General features: G+C 65.0%; 14 protein-coding genes and 2 tRNA genes. 9 read left to right on the top strand and 7 right to left on the bottom strand.

Annotated features, from left to right (window positions below):
• Positions 1 to 55: 55 nt before the first annotated feature.
• Positions 56 to 137 (top strand) — tRNA-Leu (locus tag GBB11_RS03190).
• Between the two features lie 49 nt (positions 138 to 186).
• On the opposite strand, the gene GBB11_RS03185 is transcribed toward GBB11_RS03190, so the two are convergent.
• From GBB11_RS03185 to GBB11_RS03175, 3 genes are all read right to left on the bottom strand, one after another.
• Positions 187 to 1,593, bottom strand: coding sequence for an NAD-dependent succinate-semialdehyde dehydrogenase (locus tag GBB11_RS03185; protein ID WP_151549905.1), 1,407 nt, complete (start codon positions 1,591 to 1,593; stop codon positions 187 to 189).
• 145 nt (positions 1,594 to 1,738) lie between these two features.
• Positions 1,739 to 2,371, bottom strand: coding sequence for a response regulator transcription factor (locus tag GBB11_RS03180; protein ID WP_151549906.1), 633 nt, complete (start codon positions 2,369 to 2,371; stop codon positions 1,739 to 1,741).
• 4 nt (positions 2,372 to 2,375) lie between these two features.
• Positions 2,376 to 3,467 carry a sensor histidine kinase gene (locus GBB11_RS03175; protein WP_151549907.1) on the bottom strand — a complete coding sequence of 364 codons (1,092 nt, stop codon included), beginning with the start codon at positions 3,465 to 3,467 and terminating at the stop codon, positions 2,376 to 2,378.
• Positions 3,468 to 3,578: 111 nt separating this feature from the next.
• Here GBB11_RS03175 and GBB11_RS03170 point away from each other — a divergent pair, with 111 nt between their 5' ends.
• The 5 genes from GBB11_RS03170 (at position 3,579) to GBB11_RS03150 (ending at position 15,442) form a co-directional block, all read left to right on the top strand.
• Positions 3,579 to 4,181, top strand: a complete 603-nt coding sequence (locus GBB11_RS03170; RefSeq protein WP_151549908.1) for an ABC transporter ATP-binding protein — start codon at positions 3,579 to 3,581, stop codon at positions 4,179 to 4,181.
• Positions 4,165 to 5,385 (top strand): ABC transporter permease, encoded by a 1,221-nt coding sequence (locus GBB11_RS03165; RefSeq protein ID WP_151549909.1) that lies wholly within the window; start codon positions 4,165 to 4,167, stop codon positions 5,383 to 5,385. The genes GBB11_RS03170 and GBB11_RS03165 overlap by 17 nt, the downstream gene beginning before the upstream one ends.
• A 175-nt stretch (positions 5,386 to 5,560) precedes the next feature.
• The gene (locus tag GBB11_RS03160; protein ID WP_151549910.1) at positions 5,561 to 14,635 is read left to right on the top strand and encodes a type I polyketide synthase; all 9,075 of its coding nucleotides are present in this window, start codon (positions 5,561 to 5,563) and stop codon (positions 14,633 to 14,635) included.
• Positions 14,636 to 14,681: 46 nt separating this feature from the next.
• Positions 14,682 to 15,107 (top strand): holo-ACP synthase, encoded by a 426-nt coding sequence (locus GBB11_RS03155; protein WP_192796373.1) that lies wholly within the window; start codon positions 14,682 to 14,684, stop codon positions 15,105 to 15,107.
• 71 nt (positions 15,108 to 15,178) lie between these two features.
• Positions 15,179 to 15,442: a hypothetical protein gene (locus tag GBB11_RS03150; protein ID WP_151549912.1), complete on the top strand. Its 264-nt coding sequence runs from the start codon at positions 15,179 to 15,181 to the stop codon at positions 15,440 to 15,442.
• Between the two features lie 9 nt (positions 15,443 to 15,451).
• Here the strand turns inward: GBB11_RS03150 and GBB11_RS03145 are convergent, their stop codons facing one another.
• Together GBB11_RS03145 and bcp are read right to left on the bottom strand one after the other, a co-directional pair.
• A complete protein-coding gene (locus tag GBB11_RS03145; RefSeq protein WP_370513518.1) occupies positions 15,452 to 16,138 on the bottom strand; it encodes a TetR family transcriptional regulator in 687 nt (228 codons plus the stop codon).
• Between the two features lie 143 nt (positions 16,139 to 16,281).
• Positions 16,282 to 16,758, bottom strand: a complete 477-nt coding sequence (bcp, locus tag GBB11_RS03140) for a thioredoxin-dependent thiol peroxidase (RefSeq protein ID WP_151549913.1) — start codon at positions 16,756 to 16,758, stop codon at positions 16,282 to 16,284.
• Between the two features lie 157 nt (positions 16,759 to 16,915).
• On the opposite strand from bcp, the gene GBB11_RS03135 reads away from it, so the two are divergent.
• The 3 genes from GBB11_RS03135 (at position 16,916) to GBB11_RS03125 (ending at position 19,499) form a co-directional block, all read left to right on the top strand.
• Positions 16,916 to 17,191 (top strand): DUF3618 domain-containing protein, encoded by a 276-nt coding sequence (locus tag GBB11_RS03135; protein WP_151529758.1) that lies wholly within the window; start codon positions 16,916 to 16,918, stop codon positions 17,189 to 17,191.
• 109 nt (positions 17,192 to 17,300) lie between these two features.
• Entirely contained in the window at positions 17,301 to 19,043 is a 1,743-nt protein-coding gene (locus GBB11_RS03130) for an alpha/beta hydrolase (protein ID WP_151549914.1), read from the top strand.
• A gap of 48 nt (positions 19,044 to 19,091) precedes the next feature.
• Entirely contained in the window at positions 19,092 to 19,499 is a 408-nt protein-coding gene (locus tag GBB11_RS03125) for a hypothetical protein (RefSeq protein WP_151549915.1), read from the top strand.
• Positions 19,500 to 19,641: 142 nt separating this feature from the next.
• Here GBB11_RS03125 and GBB11_RS03120 read toward each other — a convergent pair whose 3' ends face one another.
• Positions 19,642 to 20,691, bottom strand: a complete 1,050-nt coding sequence (locus GBB11_RS03120) for an excalibur calcium-binding domain-containing protein (protein WP_151549916.1) — start codon at positions 20,689 to 20,691, stop codon at positions 19,642 to 19,644.
• Between the two features lie 86 nt (positions 20,692 to 20,777).
• Positions 20,778 to 20,850 (bottom strand) — tRNA-Lys (locus GBB11_RS03115).
• Between the last annotated feature and the right edge of the window lie 95 nt (positions 20,851 to 20,945).

Below are 20,945 nucleotides of genomic sequence, written 5' to 3'. Positions count from 1 at the left end.
GGCGATCCCCATAGGCGCTGGATACAATACCCGCAGCGCCGTGTACGCGGTGCGGGCGCCTGTGGCGGAATTGGCAGACGCGCTGGATTTAGGTTCCAGTGTCTTAGGACGTGGGAGTTCAAGTCTCCCCAGGCGCACGAACACCCACCTACAGCAGTAGGTGGGTGTTGGTGTATCTAGGAGAAACTAGAGGGCAGGGGAGAGGCCGGCATCGCTTTGATCGCTGACGCGGTAGAGGTGCTCATTCACAAACTCGCCCACACCCCAGCGGGCCAACTCGCGGCCATAACCGGAGCGGTTAATGCCGCCGAAGGGCAGGTTGGCGGCGGTGACCGAGGATTCGTTGACGAAGGTCATGCCGTCCTCGAGTTGCTGCGCCACTGCATAGGCCTGCTCGAGGTCTGTGCCCCACACCGAGGAGGACAGGCCGTAGTCGGAGTTATTGGCCAGGGCAATGGCCTCGTCCACATTAGCCACCTTGTACACGACGGCGACGGGGCCGAAGATCTCGTTGCAGCCGATCTCCGAGTTGGGGTCGACATCGGTGAGCAGGGTGGGCTCCATGTAGGCGCCGTCGCGATCAATGGCGCCGCCACCGACACGCACCGTGGCGATGCCGTCGCGGGCCGCCTTCTCGAGTCGTTCGACGATCTCATCACGGGCGCCGATAGACGACAGCGGGCCGATATCGGCGTTCTCGTCATCGTAGGAGCCCACCGTCATCGCTGCGATCTTCTTCTCGAGGAACTCGACCGTGCGATCGTAGAAGTCCTCCATCACAATAAGCCGCTTCGGGGCGTTGCAGGCCTGGCCGGTGTTGTACATGCGGATCTTCACAAACTGCTCCAGCACCCAGTCCAGGTTCTGCTCATCCAGGACGATGAAGGGATCATTGCCGCCCAGCTCCAACACGGACTTCTTGTAGTGCTTGCCGGCGGTGGTGGCCACGGCGGAACCGGCAGCCTCCGAACCGGTGAGGGAGACACCCTTGATGCGCTTATCCGCCACGAAGGCATCCATCTGTGAGCCGGAGGCATAGACGTTGATATAGGCATCCTTCGGCAAACCGGCCTCCTCCAGCAGGTCTTGGCAGGCTTGGGAGGACAGCGGGCAGATGGAGGCGTGCTTGAGCACGATGGTGTTGCCCAACAGCAGGTTCGGCGCGGCAAAGCGGGCCACCTGGTAGTAGGGGAAGTTCCACGGCATGACGCCGAGCAGCGGGCCGAGCGGCTCCTTTTTCACCACAGTCTGCTGTGCCCCGGAGGCCGGCAGATACTCGTCGGCGAGCAGCTCGTGGGCGTGCTCGGCGTACCAGCGGTAAATATCGGCCACAAGCTGGATTTCGGCCTTGGCCCAGCGGGTCAGCTTGCCCATCTCTCGACCGATGTGGTCGGCCAGCTCATCGATGCGCTCCTCATAAAGATCGGCGGTGGCGTTCAATACCGCCACACGCTCCTCGATGGAGGTGGTGCGCCACGAGGTATAGGCGGCGGTGGAGCGGGAGAGAATATCATCCCGCTCAGCATCCGTGATGCGGTCAAACTCCTGCTCGGAACGGCCGGTGTTCGGGTTTTCTAATGCGAAAGTACTCATATCGCCCTGTATAGTCCTGCCCACCAGTAGCTGCAATGCTCTGGGCGCACACCACAGAGATATCGGTCTATCAGTGCCTAAGCTCACTCAATAACTGGCCCCACACAAGGGTGGCGGGCAGGTGCGTGCCGGCGCTGTGCGGCGGCTAGCCGGTGTAGCGCAGCCACGCGAGCACAGCCTTGACGCGGCGGTTGTCGTCCTCGGGCTGGAAGCCGAGTTTCATGAACACATTGGCCACATGCTTGCTCACCGCCGAGGGGCTAAGAAACAGGGTCTTTTCCATATCGCGGTTACTCAGGCCCTGAGCCATGAGCGCGAGCACATCTTTCTCCCGCGGGGTGAGGGTGGTGATGCCGCTGCGCTTGGCATTGAGCAAGGTGGCGATCACTTCCTGATCCACCACTGTCTTTCCCGCAGCCACATCCTCGATTGCTCGGACAAACTCCTCCACCTCAGAGACGCGTTCTTTGAGGAGATAGCCGAAGCCGCCGCCGTCCATGAGCTGATCGAGGTAGCTGGCGGCCACATATTGGCTCAGCACAATCACCGGCAGCCCCAGGCGTTCGCGGCGCAGCTCCGAGGCCGCCTTGAGGCCATCGTCGCGCAGCAGCGGCGGCATGCGTACATCCGTGATCACGAGGTCGATATCTGCTCTACGGCCCTGGTCCCGCAGGGCGTCGGCGTCCGCGACGGCGATCACGCTATGGCCCAGGGTGTGCAGGAGTTGTTCGATGCCCGCGCGCAACAGCGTGGAATCCTCGGCGAGAAGAATATGCATGTGGCTACTTCCTTAGTAGTGGCACCGTGAGGTGCAGCAGCGTCCCGGTGTCAGTGGTGCGCAGCGTCACGGTGCCATCGAGCACAGCGGCACGCTCCCGTAGTCCCATGATCCCCGTGCCCGCACTAGCGGTGGGGGAGTCCGCGCTCAGACCGTCGCCATTGTCGCGCACTGTCACGTGCAGTGCAGAGCCTGTGGCGTCGATGCCGATATCGGCGTGGGTGGCGTGACCGTGCCGAGTGGCGTTCGTCAGCCCCTCGCTGATGCAGTGATAGGCCAGCAAAGCCGTGGTCTCATCCAGCGGCGGCACGGCGGCTGTGTCGGTGTGCAGCGTGGTGTCGATGCCGGCGTGGGCGAGTAGTTCCTCCACCGCTGCCACGACGCCGTTATCGTAGAGCACCTGCGGGGCAATGCCGCGCACCGTGGCCCGCAGGGCGGCCAAGGCTTGGGCCGCGTTTTCTTCGGCCTTGCGTATCGCTGGCTCGGGATCCGCGGCGAGGCGAGCCGCCGCGAGATTGAGTTTCAGCGCAGTGAGGTGCTGCTGGGGGCCATCGTGGAGTTCCCTTTCGATGCGGCGTCGTTCGCCCGAGAAAGCGTCGGCAAGCAATGCTCGCGAAGCTTCAACCTCCCGCACGGAGGGAGCGAGGGTGAGTTGGGAGGCCCGCACCGAGAGCCAGGTCATGGCCCAGCTCAGCGCGAGCAGCAGCACCAGCGCCACCGCGACGAAGGAGAAACAGAGCGCCACATTCACCGCGCGATTCGAGCTCTGCCAAGAATTGAACTCGAGCGTATCCACCATGAAGGGCGCGATCGCAACGAAAACAATGAACGAGCCCAGCATGGTCCACAGCATCAAGCTGAGAACAGACACCACGAGCTGCAGAAAAAGATGGAGCACCTGCCGCCAATCGAACCAGCGAGATACCGTGCGCTGGCGAATGGGGCGAGCAAAGATCCGTGCGCCGCAGCGGCCATAGGCATCCACTGGGCGGGCGAGTAGCGGCAGCCACGGCAGCAGCACGAGGGTAACGGCCAGCGCCGGAATGCACGCTAGTGCGAGCAGAATATTCCAACCGACTGAACGCAGAACTGACATAAGTAATAAGCCTAAGCGTTGCAGCCGTGCGAGTAAGTGGAGCTAGCTCCACCATAGATTCGGCAGCCAGTTCCCTCGTGGCAGGCGTGGTGCGCGCGGTGTGATGAGGGCATGTTGACAGCAGAGAACCTCAGCAAGAAGTATGGTCGCCGCCTCGTGTTTCGCGATCTTAGCCTCACGATCGCGCCGGGCGAGTTCGTGGCCATAATGGGGCCCTCGGGCTGCGGTAAGTCCACCTTGCTCAATCTACTCTCGGGGCTGGATAAGCTCAGTTCGGGCACGCTAAACGCGCCGGAGCGCACGGAACGGGCCTTCGTGTTCCAGGACTATAACCTGCTGGAATCGCTTGATGCCCGGACCAATGCGATGCTCACGGCGAAGTTCTCTGGGCGCCCGTGCACTCGCGCGGAGGCGGATCGGGTATTTCACGATCTCGGACTGGATGGGTGCCAGCGCCAGATGCCCGCGGAGCTTTCCGGTGGGCAGCAGCAGCGCGTCGCTGTAGCGCGGGCGTTGCTGGCCACGCCCGCGTTCATCTTCGCCGATGAACCCACCGGGGCGCTGGATGATGCCACTGCCACGACCGTGCTGGAGCACCTGCGGGCCGCTGCGCACAGGGGGGCCACCGTGGTGATGGTGACGCACTCGCATGCCGCCGCCGCAGCCGCGGACCGGATCATAGACATGGAGGCAGACCATGCGCGTATGGCTTAAGGATGTCTGGGCCAACCGCGTGTCGTGGCTGGCGGTGGTGTTAACGCTCGTGGTCTCCGCTGCGAGTTGCGGGCTCGCCCTGACCCTGATTACTGCGGGTGGGGGCGATGCCGGACCGCTGGGAGGGACGATCCTCGCCATGTCCTTGTGCTCCATCGTGTTGGTTGTGTCGATGCAGATGCGGTTGCTTATCGACGAGCACTGGGAGGTGTATCGCAGCTGGCGCTTAGTGGGCATGCCGGGCTGGATGATCGTGGGATTCGCGCTCGGACAGGTGGTGGTTGTGGCACTCGCCTCGAGCTCCTTGGGTCTAGTGCTGGTGCCGCCGCTGCTTAGCCCGACCGAAGAGGCGCTGCGGGCGGATTGCCTCAGCCTCGACGCGCTGGCGTTCAGTAGCACGTCTGCGCTCGCCGCAGTGGCTATCTGTTCGACGGCAGCGGTGCTGGCGGTGCTGTGGCCCGTGCGGCGCATCTTCCGCCCAGTGGTGGTGCGTTCCTCGTGGTGGACAACCCCGGTGGCGGCGCTACTGGTAGCTGCGGTGCTGGCGCCTTCTATAGCCGCCACGATGGAGCCGGATGCTTTTCTCAGCTGGTCTATGGGGCTGATCGTGGTGGTGTCCTTGGTCATGCCGTGGCTGCTGCCGCTGCTGGATCAGTGGACGCGAGTTGTGGGGATTGCAGGGGCGAATGTGCGCAATCGCCGCCGTTTCAGCGCCCCGCAGATCGTGCCCTGGGTGATCTTTGGTGGGCTGATCGTGGTCGTTGGTTCTGGGATGCGGGCGATGATGATGGCCAGTGGGTCCTGGCATGTCTCCTCGTGGGAGGTGTTCGTGGTGCTGCTTGGGCCCTCGATCATTCCGAGCGTGGTGGCGGCACTCGCTATCTCTTTACTCATGCGCCACCGCATTGCGGCGGACGTGCGCGCCCTTCGGCTAGCTGGGGCGCCGCCGCGGGCCCCGCTCACCATTCAAATAGGCGAGGCGTTCGCGCACACCATTACTGCCGCCGCGGTGGTGGCGCTCATGGCTATCTATGTGGTGGTGCGGCTCAACGGGCTACTCGGCGTGGAGGATCCCTTCACGGGGCTGTGGTGGCAGGCATGGCTGGTCATGTTCTTCGTCATGGCAGCGGTGACGACGCTACTCAAAATCGTGCTCGCCCGGCGGGTCATACATCTGTGTATTAGCGAGGACGGCTACGTCTAGCTGTGCCGGATGCCCGCGGCGGAGTGGGTGGGCACGCCGGAACCATAAAGATGACGAAATCCTCATGATTACGTGGTAGGTTATTTTCCCACGAGATACCTGTTTGATCCCAAAAGGCAGTGTGTCCCGCGTAGCACCCTGTTCCCCCAAGTTTGAGAAGAGCCGACGACATAGCATGATCACTCCTAACTCCACCCCCTCTCAGCAGGACAGTTCCCCCACTGCAGGGCCGCGCACCCTCAGTGATCGGCTAGAGAACGAGCGCTTCGCCTTAAGTTTTTCGGGCCAAGGTTTTGACTGGCTGCGCCCCCTCGCCGAGGCCACCGAAGCCGGGGCTGATGAGTCCCGCTTGCGCGGGATAGTCGCCGACGCCGAGCAGCGCCTCAGCGAGCTCAACGAAGAACTCGCCGGTGTGCTCCCCCTCGGTTTCACCCCCTTCCGCTGGGCGGGGCTCGATGATGTTCCTGCCGGATCGGATCACGGATATAGCGCCAACGCGGCGGTGTCCGTGCCGGGCATTGTGCTCGCCCAGATCGCCACTCTCGATGCGCTGGGTGCCCAGGACGTGCCTTGGCAGCGCGCCGAGCTGTCCATCGGCCACTCTCAGGGACACCTCGGCGTGGAATATGCCCGCACCCCCGAGCGCGCCAGCGAGCTGCTGGTGATCGCTCGGCTCATCGGTGCGGCGATTACCCGCACCGCCCAGCGCAGTGGTGTGATCAGCGAAGGGGAGCGTCGCCCGATGCTCGCCATCGGTGGTGTCGAGCGCTCCATCGTGGAAGAGGAGCTGCACGGCACCGAGGCCGTCGTGGGGCTGCATAATGCCCCCGATGCACAGGTAATTGTGGGCACCCCCGCCGAGTTGGAGCTGGTGCAGCAGCGTCTGAGCCGCCGCGCCGAGAAGGAACAGCAGGCGCTGGAGAATAAAGAGCGCGGTGGCTCCGCCCTGCGCCCCACGTTCAGCCCCATTGCTGTGACCGCCGGCTTCCACCACCCGGTCATGGAGGATGCTGTTCAGCTCACCCTCGACTGGGCCCGTCGCCTCGAGGTAGATGAGCAGCTCGCCGAGCGCTGCGCCCGCGCCGTGCTGGTCGATAGCGTGGACTGGCCCCGCGAGCTGCGTCGGGTGCGTGAAGCAGGCGTTTCCTGGCTGCTCGAAATCGGCCCGGGGGAGGGCGTGGCGAAGCTCTCGGCACCGCAACTCGCCGGCACCGGCATCGCTGTGGTGCGCGCCGGCACCGCCGAGGGGCAGGGCCAGCTCTCTGACCCGCATGCTGCTACTCCGCAGGCTGTGGACTACACCGACTTCGCCCCGCGCCTCAGCGCCGATGGCCGCCGCGTTGAAACCGCCTTCACGCGGCTGACCGGTCGCTCGCCGATTCTCTTGGCCGGCATGACCCCCACCACGGTGGATCCGGAGATTGTTGCTGCCGCCGCGAATGCCGGCTATTGGGCAGAACTCGCCGGCGGTGGCCAGGTCACCCCGGAGATCCTAGATGAGAACCTCACCCGTTTGGGCGAGCTGCTCGAGCCGGGAGTCAATGCCCAGTTCAACTCCATGTTCCTCGATCCCTACCTCTGGGGCATGCACATCGGCGGTAAGAAGCTGGTGCGCAAGGCCCGCGCCCATGGCGCCCCGATTGATGGTGTGGTGATCACCGCCGGTATTCCGGAGCGCGAGGAAGCCGTGCAGCTCATCCACGAGCTGCGTGCCGAGGGCATTCCGTGGGTGGCCTTCAAGCCGGGCGCGGTCAAGCACATCAAGCAGGTTTTGGCCATTGCCCGCGAGGTTCCCGAGGTGCCGGTGATCATGCACGTCGAAGGCGGCGTCGCTGGCGGTCACCACTCCTGGGAGTCCCTCGATGACTTGCTGCTCAACACCTATGAGCAGATCCGCCGCCAGCCCAATACCGTGCTGGTTGTCGGCGGCGGTATTGGCACTCCCGAGCGCGCCGCGGATTACATCACCGGCCGCTGGGCCGAGGCCTATGGTCGCGTCGCGATGCCGGTGGACGGCGTGCTCGTCGGCACCGCTGCCATGGCGGCGCGCGAGGCCTGCACCTCCCCGCAGGTGAAGCAGGCTCTGGTGGATACCGCAGGCCCGAATGATTGGGTTCCCGCCGGGTCCGCCAAGGGGGGAATGGCCTCCGGTCGCTCCCAGCTGGGCGCCGATATTCACGAGATTGATAATTCCTTCGCCCGCGCCGGACGTCTGCTCGATGAGGTCGCTGGCGACGCCGAGGCCGTGGCCGCCCGTCGCGAGGAGATCATCACCGCCATCAACGCCACCTGCAAGAAGTACTTCGGCGATCTGGAGGAGATGAGCTACCGCAGTTGGTTGGAGCGCTATCTCGAGCTGTCCGGGCCCGATGGCTCCGGCTGGGTGGATAAAACTTGGCACACCCGCTTCCAGCACATGCTTCAGCGCACCGAGGCGCGCCTGAACCCCGCCGATCATGGCGAGCATCCCTCGCAGCTCTCCCCGCTGGAGCTGGAGGATGACCCGGCCGCCGCCGTGGCTGAGGCCGCCGCGGCCTATGATCTCGACCGCCGCCTCCACCCTGCGGATGTGGATTGGTTCATCGCCGAGCTGCGCACCCCGGGCAAGCCGGTCAACTTCGTGCCCGTGATCGACGAGAACGTCCGCCGCTGGTGGCGTTCCGATTCGCTCTGGCAGGCCCACGACCCGCGCTATAGCGCCGATGAGGTGTGCATCATCCCCGGCCCAGTGGCCGTGGCCGGCATCACCATCAAGGATGAGCCCATTGCCGAGCTGCTCGGCCGTTTCGATGCTGCCGTGGTCGAGGCCGCCCGCGATCGCGAGGCAGCTACCGAAGACACCCCTTCGCGCTTGTCGACGCTGCTCTCCAGCCCCACCACCTACTGGGCAGGCCGCAACGTCTCCTCCATCCTGCACGCGCTTGCCCCCGCTGCCGAGTGGGAGATTCTCTCGGCTGATTCCGCCCGCGAGCCCCGCACGGGTGCCCGCCTGCAGGTGCTCGACGATACGAGCGCTGAGCTGGTCGTCAGCCTCGCCGGCGAACGCCGCTGCGAGGGCCTCGAGCTGCGCGTGAAGCTCGAGCTGCCGCAGGTCGATGGTGCCGCCCCCGTGGTCACCCAGCGTGCCGCGGAAGAGGCGATGGATACCCTCACCGAGATTGCCGCCGGCGGCTCCGTGGCGGAGCTGGTGGAGGGTGCGGCCACCCACGAGTTCACGATCGACGCCGATAGGGCCGCTGACTATCACAACCTCACCAGCGCGGCGCTGCGCGATGTCACCGTGGGCGGTAGCGATTCCCTCGCCCCCGATGTGTTGGTGGGTGCCTGCTGGCCGGCGATCTTCGCCGCTGTGCGCGGCGCCGAGATCCCGGGCCGCCCCGGCGAGCGCGTGGTCGAGGGCATGCTCTCTCTGGTGCACCTCGAGCACCACCTCACCCTGCGGGACGAGCAGGCCTCCACTGCGGCGCTGATCGGGGTGCCGCTGACCGCCACCGCCCATGCCGATGAAGTCAGTGACACCGATATCGGGCGTGTCGTGGTGGTGCGCGTGTCCATCAGCGATGCCGAGGGACGCGTGCGCGCCACATTGACCGAGCGTTTCGCTATCCGTGGCCGCCGTGGCCCTGCGACGGCGCGCACCAATACCTCTGCACTGCCCTCGATCAGCCCCGTGACCCACTCGGCGCGCACCCGCGCGCAGGTGGTGGCACCGGAATCCATGCTGCCCTTCGCCGCCGTGTCTGGGGATCGCAACCCGATCCACGTCTCGAGCACCGCTGCGCATCTGGCAGGGCTGGATGATGTGATCGTGCACGGCATGTGGACCTCCGCGGTGGCGGAGCTGGTTACCGCCGCCGCCTATGCCGACGATGCCGTGCACACCGAGTCGGCCGCGATCACCGAGTTCACCGCCACCATGCTGCGGCCTATTGCCCCCGGTGAGACCGTGGACTTTAAGGTCGAGCGCACCGGTGTGGATAACCGCCCCGGTCGCGGCGAGGTGCGCGAGGTCACTGCCAGCGTCGATGGCGAGACTGTGCTCACCGCAGTAGCCGTGATGGCAACACCGACGACCTTCTACGCCTTCCCCGGCCAAGGAATCCAGCACGAGGGTATGGGCATGGAGGCCTATGCCTCCTCTCGCGAAGCCAAGCAGGTATGGGATCGCGCCGACGCCCACACACGCGCTGCGCTGGGCTTCTCCGTGCTGGAGATCGTGCGCACCAACCCCCGCGAGGTAGTGGTGGGCGGAGAACGCTTCTTCCACCCCGACGGCGTGCTCTTCCTCACCCAGTTCACCCAGGTGGCCATGGCCACCCTTGGTGTGGCACAGGTGGCGCAGATGCGCGAAGCAGGAGTGCTCGACGATACCGCTTTCTTCGCTGGGCACTCCGTGGGCGAGTACAACGCCCTAGCCGCCTACTCGGGGGTGCTGTCCCTAGAATCTGTGGTGGAAATCGTCTACGCCCGCGGGCTGACGATGCACCGGCTCGTAGAGCGCGATGAGCAAGGCGTATCCAACTATGGCCTCGCCGCCCTGCGCCCCAATAAGTTTGGTTTGGCAGCAGATCAGGTGGCCGACTTCGTGGCCGAGGTATCCCACAGCACCGGCGAGTTCCTCGAAATCGCCAATTACAATCTCAAGGGCAAGCAATACGCGGTGGCCGGAACTCGCGCCGGTCTCAAGGCCCTCGCCGCTGCCGCCGAGCAGCGCGCCCCCGGTGCCCGCGGGCTCATCCTCATCCCCGGCATCGATGTGCCCTTCCACTCCTCCGTCCTGCGCGACGGGGTGGATGACTTCCGCGATCACCTCGACAGCCTGCTGCCCGCAGAAATCGACCCCGAGGTGCTGGTGGGACGCTATATCCCGAACTTGGTGGCTCGCCCCTTCGCGATCACCGCGGAGTTCGTGGAGTCTATGCGGGAGGTCGTGGATTCCCCGATCTTGGACCGCTTGCTCGAGCGTTTCGATGCCGCGGTGGCGGAGAACACCGCCGCAGTGGCACGCACCATCCTGATCGAGCTGCTCGCATGGCAGTTCGCCTCCCCAGTGCGCTGGATCGAAACCCAGGACCTCATGCTCGCGGAGCTTGGTGTCGAGCGCTTCGTGGAGATCGGTGTGGCCAACGCGCCCACCCTGGCCAACATCATGGCCCAGACCGCAGCCGTGACCCCCGGTGGGGAAGGGCTGGAGGTGCTCAATATTGAGCGCGATCGCGGCATCGTCTTCGCCGAGGACAGCTTCTCCTTCGCCGCCCCGGAGGAGGAAGAAGCACCCGCCGAGAGCGCCGAGGATATCGAGCCCGCACCCGCAGCCCCGGCCACTCCGCCGGTGGCAGAGCCCGAGCCCGCCCCGGCCCCGGCTCCCGCTGCGGCCGCTGGCGATACCCCGGAGGTGGAGTTCACCCCGGCCCATGCCACCACTGTGCTGCTGAGCTTGTGGACGAAGGTGCAGCCGGGCCAAATCACCGCCACCGACACCATCGAAACCTTGACGGATGGCGTCTCCTCCCGACGCAACCAGCTCTTGCTGGATCTCGGCGTGGAGTTCGGCCTCGGGGCCATCGATGGCGCCGCCGATGCCGAGATCCCGGACCTGCAGGACACCGTGAGCCGCATGGCCAAGGGCTACCAGGCCTTTGGTCCGGTCCTCGGCGATGCCATCAGCGATGGGCTGCGCAAAGTCACCGGCCCTGCGGGCGCGAAGCCCGCGGCTGTCGCCGAGCGCGTGAGCCAGGTATGGCAGCTCGGCGAGGGCTGGCGTCTCCACGCCGAGGCCCAGATGGTGCTCGGTACCCGCGATGGCGACTCCGTGCGGGGTGGCGCGCTGGCAGAGCTCAGCCCCGCCCAGCCCAGCTCGGCCAGCGAGCTGGATCAGCTCATCGATAATGCTGTGCTCGCTGCGGGAGAGCGCCTGGGAGTGAGCGTCGCTAAGCCCGCGGCGGCAGGAGGGGAGCAGACCGCGGTGGATTCCGCCGCCCTCGGCGCCTTCGCGGAGCAGGTCACCGGCAAGGCCGGCGTGCTCGCCGAAACCGCGCGCATGATCCTCAAGCAGCTCGGCCACGATCACGCCCCGCAAACCGTGGGGCTGGATGATCACAGCGCCGACGAGAAGCTCTTCGAGTTGGTCTCGGCGGAGCTCGGCCAGAACTGGCCGCGTATGGTCTCCCGCAATTTCGATCCGCGGCGCGCGGTGCTTCTCGACGACCGCTGGGCCTCGGCGCGCGAGGACATCACCCGCGCCGGGCTGGGCTTGGTGGATCCCGAGAGCATTGACGTCAGTGGCGCAGGCGAAACCGTCGCCGCCCACGCCCGTCACTTCGGGCTCGACTCCCTCGCCCACCAGGCCCTAGAGCAGGGCCGCGGCAGCTTCGCTGAGGACGTGGCTGTGGTCACCGGTTCCTCGCCGCAGTCCATCGCCGCCGCCGTGGTGGGAGAGCTGCTGGCCGAAGGCGCCACCGTGATCACCACCACCTCGAGGCTGAGCCATGAGCGCTTGGAGTTCTACAAGCGGCTCTACGCGGAGCACGCCCGCTTCGGCGCCACCCTGTGGGTGATCCCCGCCAACTTGGCCTCCTATGCGGACCTCGATGCGGTCGTGGAGTGGATCGGCTCCGAACAGCGCGTCACCGTGGGCGCATCCTCCGTGGTGACGAAGCCGGCGCTCGTGCCGAGCCTGATCTTCCCCTTCGCCGCCCCGCCGGTGCAGGGCAGCATCGACGAAGCCGGCCCGCAGGCAGAAAACCAGATGCGTTTGCTCCTGTGGTCGGTGGAACGTCTCATCGCCGGGCTCTCCGCTCTGGGCCGCGATACCCACGTGGGCCAGCGCACCCACGTGGTGCTGCCGGGCTCGCCCAACCGCGGAATCTTCGGCGGCGACGGCGCCTATGGAGAGTCCAAGGCCGCCCTCGACGCCCTGGTGAATCGCTGGAGCGTGGAGGAGAACTTCTCCGCCCGCACCACCCTGGCCCACGCCCTGATCGGCTGGGTGCGCGGCACCGGGTTGATGGGCGCCAATGATCCGCTCGTCGAGCTGGTCGAAGCCAAGGGCGTGCGCACCTACTCCACCGACGAGATTGCCCGCGAACTCATTTCTTTGGCCTCGCAGGAGTCGCGCCAGGCTGCCGCCGATACGCCGCTGCTCGCCGATTTCACCGGTGGGCTCGCCGAGGCGCAGCTCAACCTTGCGGAGCTGGCACGCTCCGCGGCCGGCAACCCCGACGCCGAGCAGCTGCAGGAGGTGGACACCACCCCGCGCTTCCACGCGCTGCCGAATGTGCCGGCACTACCCGCGGCACCGGCCACGGCCGCCGCAGCCTTCCACGGTTCGGTGAGCGCCTCCCTGGAGAACATGGTGGTCATGGTCTCCGCCGCGGAGCTGGGGCCCTATGGCTCCTCGCGTACCCGCTTCGAGGCCGAGCTGAGTGGCGATCTCAGCGCCGCCGGCGTGGTCGAGTTGGCCTGGTCCATGGGGCTGATCTCCTATGAGGACGGCGCTTGGCTCACGGCCGAAGGCGAGGAGATCGCCGAGGACGAGATCTTTGACGCCTATCATGACGAGGTGCTCGGCCGCGTGGGCGTGCGCCAGTACCACGATGATTTCTCCATGGTGTCGAACCTCGCCCCGCAGCTGAGCAAGATCTACCTCGAAGAGGACCTCACCTTCGCCGTGGCGACCCGCGAGGAGGCCGAGGGCTATGCTGCTGAAGACTCCAACACGGTGGTGCGCTTCCATCCAGAAACCGAGGAATGGCTGGTCACCCGACCCGCTGGTTCCGAGGTGCGGGTGCCCACCCGCGCGGTGATGTCGCGCTTCGTGGGCGGGCAGATCCCCGAGGGCTTCGATCCCACGCGCTGGGGCATTCCCGCCGAGATGGTCAATAACCTCGACCGCGTGGCCGTGTGGAACCTCGTGTGCACCGTGGACGCCTTCCTCTCTGCGGGCTTCACTCCCGCCGAGATCCTGGCGCACGTGCACCCGGCGAAGGTCAGCTCCACCCAGGGCACCGGCATGGGCGGCATGTCCTCCATGCGCTCGCTCTACGTGGACGGCTTGCTCAACGAGGCCCGCGCCAACGACATCCTGCAAGAAGCCCTGCCCAATGTGGTGGCGGCACACGTCATGCAGGCCTATGTGGGCGGCTACGGCCAGATGGTGCACCCGGTGGCGGCCTGCGCCACGGCGGCCGTGTCGGTGGAAGAAGGCATGGATAAGATCCGTCTCGGCAAGGCCGATGTGGTGGTCACCGGCGGTATCGATGATCTCTCCGTGGAGGGCATCACCGGCTTCGGCGACATGTCCGCTACCGCTGATTCCCAGGCGATGCGGGATAAGGGCATCGAGGATCGCTACTTCTCCCGCGCGAATGATCGACGCCGCGGTGGGTTCGTGGAATCCGCTGGCGGCGGCACGCTGCTGCTCATGCGCGGCTCGGTGGCCTTGGAGCTGGGTATGCCGGTGCAAGCGGTGGTGGGCTATGCCCAGTCCTTCGCCGATGGCCTGCACACCTCCATCCCCGCGCCGGGGCTCGGTGCTTTGGCCGCGGCCCAAGGTGGCACGCATTCGGCGCTGGCTACCCAGCTGGCCGAGCTGGGCGTGCACGCGGATGACATCCGCGTGGTGTCGAAGCACGACACCTCCACCAACGCCAATGACCCCAACGAGTCTGAGCTGCACGAGCGTATCCAGCAGGCACTTGGTCGCGATGCGGGCAGCCCGCTGTATGTGATCTCGCAGAAGAGTCTCACCGGCCACGCCAAGGGTGGTGCCGCAGCCTTCCAGCTCACCGGCCTCGCCCAGGTGTTGCGCTCCGGTGTGATCCCGGCGAACTTCTCGCTGGACTGCGTGGATCCCGTGCTGGCCGAGCATCCGCACCTTGTGTGGCTGCGCCAGCCGCTCAAGATGCCGGAGCAGGACGTGCTCAAGGCCGGGTTTGTCTCTTCGCTCGGTTTCGGTCACGTCTCGGCGCTGGTGGCCCTGGTCCACCCAGCGGCCTTCTATGAGGCGGTTCGGGCCCAGCGCGGCGAGGACGTGGCAGCAGAGTGGGCCGCACAGGCCGCGGCGCGGGAGCAGGCGGGTGCCGAGCGTATCCTCGCCGGCATCTACGGTGCCGCGCCGCTGTACGAGCGCACCTCCGGCCGCAACCTGGGCGGCGATGGCGATGCCGCCCACGATCGGGAGATCGCCATGCTGCTCGACGCCGACGCCCGGCTCCGCGACGGCCGCTACCGCCTGTCCACCGAGGGCTAAGGCAGTGGACACAGCCCAGCAGCCGAGAGAGATCCCGCACCTGCCGGTGCGTGGGTGCGGGATTGATCTGGTGCACGTGCCGGGTTTTGCCGAGCAGCTCGCCCAGCCAGGTACCCGCTTCGCGCGGGTATTCCACGGCAGTGAGCTGCGCCACGCCCAGCAGCGCGGCCTGACTGGCCTGCCCCGGGCCCGGCATCTCGCGGGGCGATGGGCGGCCAAAGAGGCCTGGATTAAGGCCTGGTCACAAGCGCTGTTTGGGCAGCCTCCCGTGCTGGCGGAACACGAGGTGGATTTCCGCGACATCGTGGTGCAGGCCGATCCCTTCGGCCGAGTCCAGCTCCGGCTGCGTGGCCGGCTGCGAGCCCTAGCCGCAGAAAGTCTCGGGATCAGCGCGGAGCACCTCGATGCTTCCGTGCAGCTGAGTATCAGCCATGATGGCGACTACGCAGTGGCGGTCTGCGTACTCAGCTAGCCCCGCCCCATAGCCGCCCCACGGCCCCGCCCGACGCAGGCGCGGGGAGCGGGGCGGCTAGGCTACAAGCTGTGAGTATCTCGAAAGACTTCGATGACTACCTCGCCGAACACCAGCTCGTTCCCGCGGCGGAGGTCATCCCCGAGCACCCCTGCCAAGATTTTTCCCATAATGAGCACGTGGTGGATGCCCCCACCCCTGGCCGCCGTGCCGCGGCGCCCGCAGCAGAGACCGCCGGGCCCGGAGCAGAATCCTCGCAGTCAGAGGAGCAGGACGCGCTAGACGAGGCGGCCCGCCTCGCCCACGCCATGCTGGGAGAAAACCGCTGGGTGTGAGTAGAACACCTAGCCTTGGGCGACGGAGAAGAGATAGGCAATGAGCATGCGCTTGATCTCTTCCACCGTGGTGAGATAGGTCTCCGGCGAGGCGGTGGCATCGCGCACCGCGAAATTAAGCAGCGAGGTGGCGGTGTGCACCAAAATCCCGGCGTGCTTGCGGCGCTCGGCAAGTGGCAGCGTCGGGGCGAGGGGGATGAGTACCTCCGCCAGTAAATCCAAGAGCTCCGATTCGGTGGCCGCACCCGTGGCGCGGGTGGCTGGGGTGGACTGGATGGCATGCCACACCGCCCGCCGGGAGGGATCCGCTTTCCACAATTGGGCGAGGTGGTCGATGAAGTTATCCAGAAAATCCGGCCACTGAATTGACGGATCGCGGCTGGGCCATTTCTTCAGCTCGGCCACGATCACCGCGGTGTCTTGGCGATCCAGCTCGCAGATCATCACATACTTATTGGCAAAGAACTGATACAGCGTGCCAATGGGCACCTCAGCCCGCTTGGCCACCTCGTCGAAGGTGAAGGATTCAAACCCGTGATCGACGAGGACGCTGCGCGCCGCCTCCAGCATGCGGGCGAATTTCTCCCGACTGCGTTGCTGGGCTGGGCGGCGGCGTGGAACCAGAATGGCAGTATCGCCATCGTCGGCGTCGGAGGCATCGCTGCGCTGCTGCGCTGCGGAGTCAGAGTGCTGCATCAAAGAAGGCTCGGACGCGGTGGAGCGCGTCTGGGTGGAGCCGGTGTGATCGGAGGTTCTAGCCATGGTAGCTACCGAGTCTATCGAATCAGAACGCCCCTGTGAACACGGTTTATCCTCGTGCCGCCCAGCTATCTGGGCGGCTAGAGCACGTCGCGCAGAATCCGATCGACGTGGCCTTTGGCGCGCACATTGTACTGGGCGCTGGCGATGCGTCCGTGCTCGTCGACCAAGAAGGTGGAGCGAATCACGCCGTGGACTACCTTGCCGTAGTTCTTCTTCTCACCGAAGGCGCCCCACTGTGTCATCACCTCTTTATCGGGATCGGAGAGCAGCGTGAAGGTGAGCCCGTGATCGGCGCGGAAGGCCGCGAGCTTATCCGGGCTATCAGGGGAGATGCCCACCACAGCCACGCCGAGATCATTGAGCCGGGCTAGGTTGTCACGAAAATCGCAGGCTTCGGTGGTGCAGCCGGGGGTGTTGGCGCGCGGGTAGAAATAAACCAGAACGCGCTGCCCACGGAAGTCCGCCAAGCTGACTGTCTCGTTGGCGTCGTTAAGCAAAGTGATAGCGGGGGCGGTATCGCCCTCGCTGAGACGAATGGAAGCGGGTTGAGTCATGGCTCTAGGGTAAGCGAGGGCTCGTCATTTCTGCAGTGCGGTAGGCATGCCGACTAGAAACCACAGCGTGGTTTTAGGTAGGCTCATGCAGGTAAACGCCGCACCCTACGGGGCGCACAGTACATGGATAAAACTAGCTAGGGGAGTATCGACAACAGTGGCACGCAATATTGAGGACATTCAGCGCGACATCGAGCGCACTCGCAAGAACCTGGCGAACACCCTCGATGAGCTTGCCGAGCGCAGCCAGCCCAAGAACATCGTGAACGATGCGAAGAAGGAAGCCACCAACAAGCTGCAGGACCCGAAGGTGCAGAAGATTCTGGCTGGCGTGGGCGCGGTTGTTGTGGGGGCAGTCGTCGTTGGCGTGCTGCGTTCCCGCAAGCGCAACAAGGATCTCAAGGAGATTCAGAAGCTGCTCGCTTCCCGTTAATCTTAATCGCTTTTCGCTTTTCGACGCCCCGCCGCGCCGATTATCCCCGAGGGGAGTCGGTGTGGCGCGGGCTTTTTAAGTCCGGCAACGCTGAATATATGAGACCCCAATGAGTAGCAGTGACCGTCCAGAGCGGCTGACCGTCACATCCCGCCACTACAACGTGGTTGGCCTAATCGGGGTGGCCCTATTTTTCGCCGCCGCCTATACGCCTTCACTGCTGCCCCGTACGTGGTATTACCAAGGAATTGTCTCTGGGGTAACCGCGAATATCGGCTACTGCGTGGGCATGGGTGTGAGTCAGCTGGGGTGGATGCTGTTGTGTCGTCTCGGCCCGCGCGCGGCGCGCCTGCTGCTATCCGATCGTCAGCGCCGGATGATCGACTATATCGGCATCGTGGTGCTTGCTCTCGTGGCGCTCGGGGTGGTGTGGGCATCGCTGTCGTGGCAGGAGCAGCTCGCCACTGCGCAAGGGCTGCCCACACCGCACCTCACCCACTTTTTGCCGCTCTCCGCAGCCCTCGGATTGGCCCTGTGCTTTGGGCTGATCTGGCTGTGGCGGCTGCTGGCGGCGTGGGCGGAGTCCACGGCAGAGGTGCTTGAACATCGCGGCCTGGCGCCTGGGATCGCGGCCGTAGTGTCCAACGTGTTCGTAGTGGTGATCATGGTGGCCAGTGTGGGAATTATCATCCCCAATACAGGCCTAACCATCATCGAGCGCCAAGCCGCCGATCGCAATGCCACCTATCGCGAGGACATCGCCCCACCCACGGTGGCGTATCGCTCGGCTGGACCCGGCAGCGAGATCTCATGGGAGGGCCTCGGCTATGAGGGCTCGCGCTTCATCGCCGATGGCGCCACCAAAGAGCGGCTGGAAGCGGTGACGCGGCGCCCCGCCCGCGAGCCTATCCGCCTCTACGCAGGGGTGGGCAATGGCGCGGATATGCAGGAGCGCGTCGATAAGCTCGTGGGGGAACTCGATCGTACCGGGGCGGCCGACCGGCAGGCATTGCTCATCCTCCCAGTCACCGGCACGGGGTGGGCCAATCCGGTGGCGGCCCAGGCCTTCGAGCTGCTTTTTGCTGGCGATACCGCCATTGCCAGTGCCCAATTCGGCGTGCTGCCCTCTGCGGTGTCTTTCCTCAGCGACTCGGGGGCGGCTGCGGAAGCAGGGCGCGAGTTGATCCACACGGTGGCGCAATGGTGGTCTGCGTTGTCCGCTGGGAACCGGCCCCAGCTCTATCTCTACGGCGAGTCCCTCGGCACCACGGGCGTGGAGGCGGCACTGGAGTCCTTGCGCGCTCTGAATGTAGAACCCGATGGTGTGTTCATGGTGGGCCCGCCGCGCAGCAATGAGCTGCACCGCTGGCTCACCACCAATCGCGAACCGGGCAGTCCCGAATACCAGCCGCGCATGCCTGAGTCGAGTGCCGTGCGCTTTGCCGCCACCGGCCGCCACGCGCGGCAGCTGGGAGCAGATCCCCGCTGGGGCGAGCATCGACTGCTCTATCTGCAGCACGCTACCGACCCAGTGGTGTGGTGGGAGCCGAATCTGCTGTGGAAGCGCCCCGACTGGCTCGTCGAGCCGCTTGGCCCGGGCCGGGCCCCACAGATGACGTGGTATCCCGTGATCACCTTTTGGCAGGTAAGCGCTGATCTAGGTGGGGCGGCGGACGTGCCGGATGGCTTCGGGCACAATTACGCCACGGAGCTTCTCGACGGCTGGATTGCTGTCACACACAGTTCGCTCTCCAGCGATGCGGATGCTGAGGCGCTGCGCGCGGAACTGGATGTGCTGCTGCAGCGCCAAGGCCCGGAAAAGGGGCACATCAACGAACTCACGGAGAAGTAGGGGCTAGGCACCATTGCTCGGTGTAGGGCGAGGACTAGGGTTTTATATATGAATTCCTCAGCGCGCACTGTAGTCCCTCGGTCCCTCATTGTCGCCTTCTGGGGCACCGGAATCTCTTTGCTGGCCTCGATCGTGATCATGGTGATGCTCTACATAGTGGCCTCGAGCACGGCAGAAGCTCCTATGTTCATCTCAGTCATCATGTTGAACCTCAGTGCCTTCGTGGCGTTCATTGCCGCTAGCCTAGCCGCCGCGCAACACCCAGGACCAGTACGTACCCACGCGACCGTTCTCCTCGCGTCCATCGTGGTTGGCCGGATTATTCTCGCCATCGGCGGCGGAATGGTCGAAACCACGGGGGCGCTTGCCACCTTCCAGATCATCAGCATCGTGCTCCTGCTTGGAGCCATGGTCTACGTTGGGCTCGGAATGAAGAAGGGCTTCGCTGCGGCGTAGAGAGGCTGCCGCAGACGGTGGTGACGAGGCGTGCCGCCGGTACAGCCCGCGCCGAATAGCGAGAAACCCAGTCGGGAGCGCTCCCGACTGGGGTGAAGTGTGTGCCCACTTGGTATGTGGATACTGTGGGTAAACCTCAGGGTTACTTATCGCATGCGATGCCGTCGTTGTCTCGATCGAGCCCGGGGCGATAGCCTGGCTGGCCGGCATAGATGGGGGCTACGCCAGCGGCTCGGGCTGCGTCACAGTTCGGGTAGTAGTCGTTGGCGGGAGCTGGCGCGGGAGCTGGTGCGGGAGCTGGTGCGGGAGCCGGCGCGGGGGCTGGTGCGGGAGCCGGCGCGGGAGCAGGGTTGGGCGACGTGGTTGGAGCACGTTCAGGCTCGGGTTCCGGCGTGGGGACAATATTCGCCTGCGACGGCTCATCCCGCTGGGGCTGAGTTGTGCTATTTGAGGTGCTGCTACGCCGCTCAGGCTCAGGGGACTCTTTCTTGTGGCTCGTGCTGGTGCTAGTGGTAGTAGAGCGCTCAGTCCTAGTAGGTGTAGTGGTGCTAGTCGTTGTCTTGCTCGTGGTGCTAGTCGTCGCCTTGCTTGTGCTGGTGGTTGAGCCGTCTGAAGACCCCTTCTTGTCCGAGGAAGGCAAAACCGCCCCTCCTGCGGCAAGCAGCACGACGCTAGATAAAGCAATGATCACCCATTTACGGGGAGCTTTAGTTACTGGCTCAGACGCCCCCTGTAGGAGTTGGCGGTCTCCCCCAGTGAGGTATCCGGCAAGTTGCCGGTCTAGCTCTACCTGCTGTTGGAGCTTCCTATCGCGGGATTGGTAGTAAAACCACGCTGCGCCGGGGAGGATGATAGCGATGGAGATAAATAGGCCGCCGATAAATGATCGCGCTCCGCTGGTGATGCTGAGAAAGTTGGCGAGAAATAGGAGACCACCGATGATGAGGGATGCGGTGGCAAGAACCTTTGGGATTCTGTTTGTGGTGCGGGTGCTGTTCACGTGGGGTCCTTGGGTAGCGTGATGAGGTAGAGATGGTTGGTTATCGGAGGCGCTGCGGCTGTACAGGCGTGTGGTGATGCTCGCTACACGCTGAGGCGGTACGTGCCTCGCGTCTGTGATGTTATATTCCCGTGTGCCGTAGGTCCTTGGTTTTGGTGAGATTGCGACGGCGTTAGCCCCTACAGGGGGCATGCGTTGAAGTACCTACAACCCCAGGGCAGAGATACAACAATCCTCTCTAGGCGTGATAACCGCCTAGAGAGGATGTAAAGAAAAAGTGCGCCATCAGGGACTCGAACCCCGAACCCGCTGATTAAGAGTCAGCTGCTCTGCCAATTGAGCTAATGGCGCATGCTCTGCGTCCCTGCCGTGGTGGCCGGTGCGCTGTGCAACGAGATGTTATATTACAAACAGTTTCACACCTTGTAAAATCGCCAGCTCAAGGG

Origin of the sequence: Corynebacterium sp. 74A (genome assembly GCF_008930665.1) — a bacterium.
Taxonomy (GTDB): Bacteria; Actinomycetota; Actinomycetes; order Mycobacteriales; family Mycobacteriaceae; genus Corynebacterium; species Corynebacterium megadyptis.
Note: the sequence above shows the minus strand (reverse complement) of the source record. Positions and strands in the feature narration are given on the sequence as shown.